The following is a 10,531-nucleotide window of genomic DNA, read 5'->3' on the forward strand; positions in this document are numbered from 1 at the left end:
GCGCTGGCGGGCGCCGGCGACGCGCCGGCCGCCATCGCCGGCGAGATCGGCTTTCCGGTCGCGCTCAAGGTCATCGACGACCGCATCCCGCACCGCACGCCCTACGGCCTGCTGCAGCTCGACCTCGCCGATGCCGGCGCGGTTGAGCGCGCCGCCGCGCTGATGCGCGACCGGCTGGCGCGGCACTTCCCGCAATGCGTCGACGCGCCGCTGCTGGTCGAAGGCATGACCGCGGCCGGCATCGACCTGTTCGTGGCGGCCAGCACCGATCCCGAATGCGGCCCGATGCTGGTGATCGGCCTGGGCGGCTTCCTGCTGGAGGTGGTGCGCGACGTCGTCGCCGTGCCGCTGCCGCCGCGCGCAGGCGAGGTGGCAGCGCGGCTGGCCGACAGCGCCATCGGCCGCTTCCTGGCGAGCCGTTCCGGCGACCTGTTCGGCGGCGTCGCCGCGCTCGCGCGCCTGGCCGAGACCATCGGCGACCTCTACGTGGCGGCGGCCGGGCGGCTGTCGCTGATCGAACTCAACCCCGTGCGGCTGGTGGCCGGGGCCGACCAACCCGTGATTCTCGACGCGCTGATCGCAACCGGCGCGCCCCGCTCATGACCGATACCCTCCTTGCCGAAACGCGGGGGCCGCTGCTCGTCCTCACGCTCAACAAGCCCCACAAGCTCAATGCGCTCGATGCGGGCATGCTGGCCGAGATGGCGGCGCGGGTCCGCGCCGCGGACCTGGACCGGTCCGTCGCGGCCATCGTCATCCGCGGCACCGGGCGCGCGTTTTCCACCGGCTTCGACATGACCGCGGGCGGCGCCGCGGGCGAGGCCGGCGCGCGGCTGCGCGCCAACCTGGAGAGCTTCCTGGCCGTGTGGCACGCGCGCAAGCCGGTGGTGGCGGCGGTGGACGGCTACGCGCTGGGCGCCGGCTGCATCCTCGCCAACCTGTGCGACTTCATCTTCGCGTCGGAGCGCTCGGTCTTCGGCGAGCCGGAGATCCGCTACTGGAACCCGGCGTCCGTCACCATCCTGCCGTGGGTGGTCGGCATCCGCCGCGCCAAGCAGCTGCTGTTCTACGGCAAGAACCTCGATGCCCGCACCGCGCTGGCGTGGGGCATGGTGACGGAGGTGCTGCCCGACGAAGGATTCGCCGAGGCCGTGCTCGACGCGGTGCGCCCGCTCGCCCATCTGCATCCGGACGGCGCCGCCGCGCTCAAGCGCTCGATCAACGGCGGCATGGAGATCGCCGGCTTCCTCGACGCGCTGCGCGCGGGCTGCGAGGAAATCATCCCGCTCTACGAGCCGGACTCGCGCGCCCGCGCGGCCTACCAGGCCGGGGTCGCGCAGCGCGGCTTCAAGGAATACATCCGCTATCGCGACGAATTATTAAGGAACTGAATCCGATGTCACATTTGCAGCTAGTAGGCGTATCGAAGCGCTACGGCGCGGTGCAGGCCGTGATCGATGCCGCGCTGGAAGTGCAGGACGGCGAGTTCGTCAGTCTGCTCGGCCCCAGCGGCTCCGGCAAGACTTCCACGCTGATGATGATCGCTGGTTTCGAGGAACCGAGCGAAGGCAGCATCCTGCTCGGCGGCCAGCATGTCGAGAACGTGCCCTCCAACCGGCGCGACATCGGCATGGTGTTCCAGAGCTATGCGCTGTTCCCGCACCTGAGCATTGCCGAGAACGTGGCCTTCCCGCTCAAGGTGCGGCGGCGCCCGGCCGCCGCCATCGACGCGGCCGTCAAGCGCGTGCTGGCCCTGGTCGGGCTGGCCGACAAGGCGGACCGCAAGCCCAAGCAGCTCTCCGGCGGGCAGCAGCAGCGCGTGGCGCTGGCGCGCGCGCTGGTCTACGAGCCCAAGCTGCTGCTGCTCGACGAGCCGCTCAGCGCGCTCGACAAGAACATGCGCGAGCAGATGCAGATCGAGCTGCGGCGCATCCACCAGCAGGTCGGCATCACCACGCTCTACGTGACCCACGACCAGAGCGAGGCCATGACGCTGTCCGACCGCATCGTGGTGTTCAACCACGGGCGCATCGAGCAGGTCGGCACGCCGCTGGACGTGTACGCGCATCCGGCCAGCCGCTTCGCGGCCACCTTCATCGGCGACAGCAACATCTTCGACGGCCGGCCCGGCGCGTCGCCCGGCGAGCTGCTGGCCGAGGGCGGCTTCACGGTCCGCGCGTCGCGGCCGCTGGCGGCGGACCGGTCGGGCCAGGCCTGCCTGCTGGTGCGGCCGGAGGACATCCACATCGGCCAGCCGCCCGAGGGCGCGGTGGCGAACACGCTGGTGGCGCGGGTCAGCAGCGTGCTGAACATGGGCTCGGGCCTGCTGGTGATCGCCCAGTACGGCGGGCGCGAGCTGCGCGTGCGCGCGCCGGTGTCCGCGCTGGCCTCGGCCGGCGAGGGCGCCTCGATTCCGCTGTGGTGGACCCCGGAGAGCACCTGGCCGATTCCGCCGGCGGCGACCCACTGAGACAACCGCCCGCTCGCCGGGTACAACTACGAAACCACCAAGAGGATCTCCATGCGTTCGAACCAACGCCCAGACCAGATGAAGCTGGGCGCCTTCTTCCATCCCACGGGCCATCATGTGGCCGCGTGGATGCACCCCGGCTCGCAGATCGACGCCGGCACCAACTTCCAGCATTACGTCAAGCTGGCGCAGACCGCCGAGCGCGGCAAGTTCGACCTGATGTTCCTGGCCGACAGCCTGGCCGTGCGCGATGCCTCGCGGGAAGCGCTCAGCCGCTGGCCGCAGTACGCCGTCTACTTCGAGCCGCTCACGCTGCTGTCGGCGATCGCCGCCGTGACCGAGCACCTGGGGCTGGTGGCCACCGCGTCGACCAGCTACAGCGCGCCCTACAACGTGGCCCGCGCCTATGCCTCGCTCGACCACATCAGCGGCGGCCGGGCCGGCTGGAACGTGGTCACGTCGGGCGGCGCGGCGGCGGCGGCGAACTTCGGCCGCGTGGACTACGCGCACGACGAGCGCTACGGCCGCGCCGTGGAGTTCGCCGAAGTGGTGCTCGGCCTGTGGGATAGCTGGGACGACGACGCCTTCGTGCGCGACCGCGCCAGCGGCCGCTACTTCGACCCGGACAAGGTCCACACGCTCGGCCACGAGGGCGAGTTCTTCTCGGTCAGGGGGCCGCTCAACGCCGCGCGCCCGCCGCAGGGCCATCCGGTGCTGTTCCAGGCCGGCGGCTCGCCGCCGGGGCGCGAACTGGCCGCGCGGCTGTGCGAGGCGGTGTTCACGCCGCTGCACACGCTCGATGCCGCGCAGTCGTTCTACCAGGACGTCAAGAGCCGCATGGCCAGGTTCGGGCGCACGCCGGACCAGCTCAAGATCATGCCGGGGCTCAACCCGGTGGTCGGCCGCACGACCCGGGAAGCGCAGGAAAAGCACGAGTACCTGCAATCGCTGATCCATCCCGACGTGGGCTTCGAGGTCCTGTCGAACGCGCTGGGCGGCTATGACCTGTCGGGCTGCGATCCGGACGGCCCGCTGCCGGCCGAGCTCGACACCATGCACACCGAAGGCGGGCAGACCCAGTTCAAGAACGTGCTGGGCTGGGCGCGCAACGAGAACCTGACCATCCGCCAGCTCTACGAGCGCTTCGCCGGCGCGCGCGGCCAGCGCACGGTGATCGGCACCGGCGCGCAGATCGCCGACGAGATGCAGGCCTGGTTCGAAGCCTACGGCGTCGACGGCTTCCTGATCCAGCCGCCGTACCTGCCCGACGGCCTCGACGAATTCGTCGCCGAAGTCATTCCCGTCCTGCAGGAGCGCGGCCTGTTTCGCACCGAATACGAGGGCAAGACCCTGCGCGACAACCTCGGCCTGGCGCGGCCGGCCAGCCGCTACGCGGCGCAGGCCGAAGCCTGAGCGGCGGCGCGCGGGGGCGGGGCGGCCGATGCGCGCGGCCCCGCGGCCCTGTCGTCCCGTCGTCCTGTGGTGGGCATTGACGTGCGTCAAGGACTGGTCCGCCCGCGACGCAGATTGCGAATGGTCTGATTCCTCAAGCCGCCGCGCCGCGGTACTTTCACCGGATGCGCCGCTTGCGCCGGGTTTGCCGGCGGCCGCGGCATCCCGGGAGAGTGGACAGCTTGAAGACCAGACACACCAAACCGCAACTGGCCCGCACCGGCGGGGCCTATACCCGCACCGCGCAGGCGCTCCACTGGCTGATGGCGCTGATATGGCTGGCAAGCTGGGGCATCGGCATGGTGGCCGCCCACGTGCCCGCGCTGAATCCGCAGCATGGCCTGACCGCGCTGCACAAGGCCGTCGCCACCAGCCTGCTGTTCCTGATCGTGATCCGCGTGGCATGGCGGCTCACGCATCCGGCGCCCGCCATGCCGGCCAGCATGAGCATGCCGATGCAGCGCGCGGCCCACCTCGGGCATTTCGTTCTCTATGCCGTGGCCCTGATCGCGCTGCCGCTGTCGGGCTGGTACTGGAGCTCGGTGTCGGGCCGCGCCGTGCAGTTCCTCGGCCTGCTGCCGCTGCCGCCGCTGGCGGCGCCCGACGCGGCCCGGCAGGACCTGGCCGGGACGGTCCACGTCCTGACCGCGTGGTGCTGCGGCGCGCTGGTCGCCGGGCATGTCCTGGCCGCGCTCAAACACCGCTTCATCGATAAGGATTCGGTCATGGCGGCCATGATGCCGGGGAGCAAGGGCTAGCGGCGCGGCCCGCCGCACGCGCGACCGCGCGCGCGATCCGGTCCCGCGCGGCGCGGCGCACCGGCGCGGCCCGCCGCGCCTGCTCCGGGCGGGCGCCCGGAATTCGGCATGCGCCCGGGTTGGCCGGCTTTGTGTTTGCTACACTGCCTGCCAAACATCCCGGTTGAAGCCAATGAACGCCCAAGACGTCGTCACTTTCCTGCAGACCAATCCCCAGTTCTTCGAAGACCACGCCGAGCTGCTGGCCTCCGTGCAGCTCACCAGCCCGCACAGCCACCGCGCGGTGTCGCTGCAGGAGCGCCAGATGGAAATCCTGCGCGAGAAGAACAAGGGCCTGGAGCTGAAGCTGGCGGACCTGGTGCGCCACGGCCACGACAACGACCGCACGCAGCAGCGCATGCATGCGTGGCAGTTGCGCCTGCTGGCCGAGGTGGATTCGCACGCGCTGCCGTATGCGGTGCAGGACGGCCTGCAGCAGGTGTTCGAGGTGCCCGTGGTGGCGCTCAAGCTGTGGCACGTGGCCGAAGGCTACGCGCACATGGAGGTCACGCAGGGCGTGAGCGAGGACGTGCGCCTGTTCGCCGAGGGCCTGCGCGCGCCGTACTGCGGGCCCAACAGCGGCTTCGAGGCAGCGGCCTGGCTGGAGCGCGACGACATCGCCTCGCTGGCGATGGTGACGCTGCGCGTGCCATCGCGCGAGCCGGGCACGCTCGGCGCGGCGTTCGGCCTGCTGGTGCTGGGCTCGCCCGAGGCGCGGCGCTTCCATGAAGGCATGGGCACCGCCTACCTCGCGCAGATCGGCGAGGTGGCGGGCGCCGCGCTCAACCGCCTGCGCGACTGACGCCGCCATGTCCCGCGAGCGCACCGGAGCCGCGCCGTGACGCGCAAGTCCGCGCCCGGGGCGGCCATCGCGCCGCCGGCCGCGAAGCCGGCGCCGGACCCGCTGGTGCTGCGCTATCTCGAATGGCTGGCCAGCGGGCGCAAGCTGGCGGCCCACACGCTTTCCAGCTACGGCCGCGATCTCTCCGTGCTGCAGGAATACGCGCAGCGCTTCGCGCCCGGCTGCGCGCTGCTGTCGCTGCAGAACCATCATATCCGCGGCTTTGCCGCGCGCCTGCACGGCGGCGGGCTGGCCGGCACCAGCATCGCGCGCACGCTGTCGGCGTGGCGCGGCTTCTACCTGTGGGCGGCGCGCCACGGCCTCGGCGTGCAGGCCAACCCGGTCGACGGCGTGCGCGCGCCGAGGTCGGGCCACCGGCTGCCCAAGGCGCTGTCGGTGGAGCACGCGGTGGCGCTGGTCTCGTACCAGGGCGGCGAGGGCGCGGAGGACGTGCGCGACCGCGCCGTCCATGAGCTGTTCTATTCCAGCGGCCTGCGCTTGTCCGAGCTGGTGCAGCTCGACCAGCGCTACGCCGAGGACGGCGAATACCGCTCGGCCGGCTGGATCGACATGGACGGCGCCGAGGTCACGGTGATCGGCAAGGGCTCGCGCCGGCGCACGGTGCCGGTCGGCAGCAAGGCGATGGAGGCGCTGCGCGCGTGGCTGGCGGTGCGCGCGCAGATGCTGCGCCCGGGCGCGCCGCCGGAGGACGCGCATGCGCTGTTCCTGAACCCGCGCGGGCGGCGCCTGCCGGCGCGCACGGTGCAGCTGCGCATCAAGCAGCAGGCCATCCGCGCCGGCGTGCCGGCCGACGTGCATCCGCACATGCTGCGGCATTCGTTCGCCACCCACGTGCTGCAGTCCTCTGGCGACCTGCGCGCGGTGCAGGAAATGCTGGGCCACGCCAGCGTGGCCACCACGCAGATCTACACCGCGCTCGATTTCCAGCACCTGGCCAAGGTCTACGACAAGGCGCATCCGCGCGCGGGCAGGGCACAGGCCGCGCCCGCGCCGGCCGCTTCCGCCGATCCCGACGCGGACGCGGAACCGGGCGGCGGCTGAGCGCGGCTAGGGCGCGTCGGTCTTGTCCCTGGTGCCGGCCTTGTCCGCCGTCTTGTCCGCTGCCTTGTCCGCCGCTTTGTCCGCCTTGTCTCCCCACTGCGCCAGGATGGCGCGGAACGCTTCCATCTCCGGCAGCAGCCACGCGCGGAAGGCCTTCACCTTGGGCGCCTCGAGCATGCCGGGCGAACACACGAAGTAGAGCAGCCACGGGCACGTGATGCTGACGTCGAACAGCCGCACCACGCGCCCCGACAGCAGGTCGTTGTAGGCCAGCGAGGAGCGGATCAGCGCGATGCCCTGGCCGGCGGCGGCGGCCTGCAGCAACAGCGAGGAATCCTCCAGCAGCAGGCCCTTGCGCGGCTCGGGCCAGTCCAGGCCGGCCGCGTCGAACCACGGTTTCCACGGGTCGCCTTCGCCGCGCAGCAGCGGCATGCCGGCCATGTCGCGCGGGCGCGCCGGCAGCCTGCCGCCGTTGAAGGCCGGGCTGCAGACCGGGAAGAACACGTCGTCGAGCAGCTTTTCCACGTACAGGCCGGGATAGTCGCCGCTGCCCATGCGCAGCGCGATGTCCACCTCCTCGCGCGTGAAATCGACCAGGCTGTTGGACGACAGCAGCTCCACGTCCAGCTCGGGATGCTGCTCGATGAAGCTGCCGATGCGCGGCGTGAGCCAGCGCGCCGCGAACGAGGGCATGGTGCTGATGGTGAGGCGCTTGTCGCGGTTGCCGGCCTGCAGCGCGCGGGTCGCGTCGGCGATCTCCAGCAGCGCCTCGCGCACGCGCATGGCGTAGGCGCGCCCGCCCGGCGTGAGGCTCACGCGCTTGCCGTTGCGCTCGAACAGCGGCTGCCCGAGCTCTTCCTCGAGCGCGCGGATCTGGTGGCTGACCGCGCCGTGGGTGACGAACAGCTCGGTGGCCGCGCGCGAAAAGCTCTCGTGGCGGGCCGCGGCCTCGAACGCGCGCAGCGCGGTCAGCGCCGGCAGGCGCGGCAGCTCGCGGTGCCAGCCGCGCGGCAGATCATTCTCCCAAGCTCGCTTCAACGCCATGACCGGCCTCGCCTTATGTGAGTTTCTCTAACAAGAACCGGGAAAATATATCGTTTTGGAAGGGCTTCGGCAATCACTAGAATGCAATGCATCGGTACTCCACCCCGCACCAGTTCCGCTGAAGCAGACGCTGCGCCCGACGGGCAAGCGCACGACGCGGCCGCCCATTCCGGGCCGGCGGGGACGCAGAGGCGCCGATGTCAGTGAAGGATGCCCAACATGAAAACATTGCTCACAACGACCCTGTTCACCCTGAGCCCGGGCGAAGTCACCTCGCTTTCCATCCACGTCGCCCAGCGCCTGCGCGTGGAAGAGGCCGCCGGCATCGACCTGTGGGTCACCCGCGAAGGCGACTCCGAGGACCACTGGCTGCGCTGCGGCGGCAGCATGCTGCTCGAGCGCGGCGACGAGATCGTCCTGAGCATCGATCCGCGCGCCGCCGGGCCGGTGCGCCTGGCCCTGATCGCCGAGGCCCGCCGGCCGGCCGCCAACGTGGCGCACCTGGTGGCGCGCATGGCGCGGCGCCTGGTTCGAGGGACCGAATGGACGCCCAACCAGGACCAGATCACGGCTTCCTGACCCGCGGCACCCGGGCGGGGCGGAAGACGCCCCGCCCGGCCGCGCGCGCGGCCACCTGCGGCTGGTGCACTCGCGCGACACCCGGGACGGCGGGCCGGCCTGACCTGGCCCGCGGCAAGACCCGGTGGCAAGACCCGCGGCAAGACCCGCCGCAAGACCCGGCAGCGGGAAGGGGCGGCGCCCGTGGCGGCCGCCCCTTTTTCGTATTTTCGTTAAACTGCCGGGATGCAAGCGATCCAAGTCATCGAGCAGGGCCGCCAGGACTACCAGCCCTGTTTCGACGCGATGCGCGCCTACACCGCCGCCCGCACCGCCGAAACCCCCGACCAGATCTGGCTGGTGGAGCATCCCCCGGTCTACACGCTCGGCCAGGCCGGCGACCCGGCGCACCTGCTGGCGCCCGACGAGGCGATTCCCGTGGTGCGCATCGACCGTGGCGGGCAAATCACTTATCACGGTCCGGGCCAGATCGTGGCCTACCTGCTGCTGGACCTGCGCCGGCGCCACCTGATGGTGCGCGAGCTGGTCCATGCGATCGAGCAGGCCGTGCTGGACACGCTCGCGGCGTATAATCTCGCAGCCGAACGCAAGGCCGGCGCGCCGGGCATCTACCTTTCCGAAGGTCCGCACCGGGGCGCCAAGATCGCCGCGCTCGGGCTCAAGATCCGCAACGGCTGCAGCTATCACGGCGTCAGCCTCAACGTGCAGATGGACCTCGCGCCTTTCCTGCGCATCAACCCGTGCGGCTATGCCGGCCTGGAAACGGTCGACATGGCCACCGCGGGCGCCACCTACGCGGCGGCCGATGCGGCGGGCGCGCCTCGCCTGCCCGTGAGCGCGGCCCAGCAGGCCGAGATCGCGCGGCGCCTCGCGGCGGCGCTGCGCGACGTACTGGCAGCGGCGCGCGAGCGCGCCGTGGCTGCCGGCCCCAACCCCGCCGCGGCCCTGGCCAACTAGTCACCCAGCCGAACATGCACGCACCGCGCGTGCGGAGAACACTATGAGCGACGCCCTGATCGCCTCTTCCAGCGAAGCCCCGCAACCCCAGGCGGAGCAGTACGACCCGACCCGCAAGCAGAAGTCCGCCGACAAGACCGCGCGCATCCCCATCAAGATCGTGCCGGCCGAGAAGCTCAAGAAACCCGAGTGGATCCGCGTCAAGGCGGCCACCGGCAATTCGCGCTTCTACGAGATCAAGGACGTGCTGCGCGCCAACAACCTGGTCACGGTGTGCGAAGAGGCGAGCTGCCCGAACATCGGCGAATGCTTCGGCAAGGGCACGGCCACCTTCATGATCATGGGCGACAAGTGCACGCGCCGCTGCCCGTTCTGCGACGTGGGCCACGGCCGCCCCGACCCGCTCGACGCCAACGAGCCGGGCAACCTGGCGCGCACCATCGCGCAGCTGCGCCTGAACTACGTGGTGATCACCAGCGTCGACCGCGACGACCTGCGCGACGGCGGCGCCCAGCATTTCGTCGACTGCATCACGCAGACGCGCGCGCTGTCGCCGGCCACCCGCATCGAAGTGCTGGTGCCCGACTTCCGCGGCCGCCTGGACAAGGCGCTGGACATCCTCCAGTCCGGCCCGCCCGACGTGATGAACCACAACATGGAAACCGTGCCGCGCCTGTACAAGCAGGCCCGCCCGGGCGCCGACTACGCGCACTCGCTCAAGCTGCTGCAGGAGTTCAAGCGGCGCAATCCGACCGTGGCCACCAAGAGCGGCCTGATGGTCGGCCTGGGCGAGACCGACGAGGAAATCCTCGAAGTCATGCGCGACATGCGCGCCCATGACATCGACATGCTGACCATCGGCCAGTACCTGGCGCCGTCGGGCCACCACCTGCCGGTGATGCGCTACGTGCATCCGGACACCTTCAAGATGTTCGAGGACGAGGCCTACAAGATGGGCTTCACGCACGCCGCCGTGGGCGCGATGGTGCGCAGCTCGTACCACGCCGACCAGCAGGCGCATCAGGCCGGCTTCGCCTGAGCCGGCGCCGGTTTTCTTGATGCGCGGGCAGGCAAGCCTTCGATAGCCGAAGGTCTGCTCCCCTCTCCCGCGCGCGGGAGAGGGCAGAACGCAGACAGCAAGCTGATCTCGTCAGCAGCCTGAACGGCCGGTTTCCACCGGCCGTTTTTCTTTGTCGGCGCCTTTCTCATGCGCGCCTTTGGCCCGCGTTCGGCCCCTCGCATCCCGTCGCCAGCACGCCGCCAGCACGCCGCCAGCACGCCGAACGTTGCGGGCGCGCCACGATTCCTCCCGGCGGCGCAAAAAAATTC

The 10,531-nt window shown here is 70.9% G+C and carries 11 protein-coding genes; 10 read left to right on the forward strand and 1 reads right to left on the reverse strand.

Annotated elements, in window-relative coordinates:
* From K206_RS39325 to K206_RS0126305, 7 genes are all read left to right on the forward strand, one after another.
* A partial coding sequence (locus K206_RS39325) for an acetate--CoA ligase family protein (protein ID WP_043367112.1) occupies positions 1–603 on the forward strand: 603 nt, incomplete at its 5' end.
* Positions 600–1,391, forward strand: a complete 792-nt coding sequence (locus K206_RS39330; RefSeq protein WP_020205357.1) for an enoyl-CoA hydratase/isomerase family protein — start codon at positions 600–602, stop codon at positions 1,389–1,391. The genes K206_RS39325 and K206_RS39330, both read left to right, overlap by 4 nt.
* Before the next feature lie 5 nt (positions 1,392–1,396).
* Entirely contained in the window at positions 1,397–2,470 is a 1,074-nt protein-coding gene (locus K206_RS0126285; protein WP_043367113.1) for an ABC transporter ATP-binding protein, read from the forward strand.
* A gap of 51 nt (positions 2,471–2,521) precedes the next feature.
* On the forward strand, positions 2,522–3,883 hold the full coding sequence (locus tag K206_RS0126290) for an LLM class flavin-dependent oxidoreductase (RefSeq protein ID WP_155888230.1): 1,362 nt from the start codon (positions 2,522–2,524) through the stop codon (positions 3,881–3,883).
* A 212-nt stretch (positions 3,884–4,095) separates the two neighbouring features.
* Complete coding sequence (locus K206_RS0126295) at positions 4,096–4,680, forward strand: cytochrome b (protein WP_369796930.1); 585 nt, start codon at positions 4,096–4,098, stop codon at positions 4,678–4,680.
* Between the two features lie 172 nt (positions 4,681–4,852).
* A complete protein-coding gene (locus tag K206_RS0126300) occupies positions 4,853–5,521 on the forward strand; it encodes a DUF484 family protein (protein WP_020205361.1) in 669 nt (222 codons plus the stop codon).
* A 36-nt stretch (positions 5,522–5,557) separates the two neighbouring features.
* Positions 5,558–6,622 carry a tyrosine recombinase XerC gene (locus K206_RS0126305; protein ID WP_020205362.1) on the forward strand — a complete coding sequence of 355 codons (1,065 nt, stop codon included), beginning with the start codon at positions 5,558–5,560 and terminating at the stop codon, positions 6,620–6,622.
* Between the two features lie 6 nt (positions 6,623–6,628).
* Here the strand turns inward: K206_RS0126305 and K206_RS0126310 are convergent, their stop codons facing one another.
* Positions 6,629–7,666: a transcriptional regulator GcvA gene (locus K206_RS0126310; RefSeq protein ID WP_020205363.1), complete on the reverse strand. Its 1,038-nt coding sequence runs from the start codon at positions 7,664–7,666 to the stop codon at positions 6,629–6,631.
* Positions 7,667–7,885: 219 nt separating this feature from the next.
* Between K206_RS0126310 and K206_RS0126315 the strand changes: the two genes are divergently transcribed.
* The 3 genes from K206_RS0126315 (at position 7,886) to lipA (ending at position 10,241) form a co-directional block, all read left to right on the forward strand.
* A complete protein-coding gene (locus tag K206_RS0126315) occupies positions 7,886–8,245 on the forward strand; it encodes a DUF2917 domain-containing protein (RefSeq protein ID WP_029044117.1) in 360 nt (119 codons plus the stop codon).
* Positions 8,246–8,470: 225 nt separating this feature from the next.
* Entirely contained in the window at positions 8,471–9,202 is a 732-nt protein-coding gene (gene lipB / locus K206_RS0126320) for a lipoyl(octanoyl) transferase LipB (protein WP_020205365.1), read from the forward strand.
* Positions 9,203–9,245: 43 nt separating this feature from the next.
* On the forward strand, positions 9,246–10,241 hold the full coding sequence (gene lipA, locus K206_RS0126325) for a lipoyl synthase (protein ID WP_020205366.1): 996 nt from the start codon (positions 9,246–9,248) through the stop codon (positions 10,239–10,241).
* Positions 10,242–10,531 lie beyond the last annotated feature (290 nt).

The organism is Cupriavidus sp. WS (assembly GCF_000395345.1).
GTDB classification, from domain to species: Bacteria; Pseudomonadota; Gammaproteobacteria; order Burkholderiales; family Burkholderiaceae; genus Cupriavidus; species Cupriavidus basilensis_B.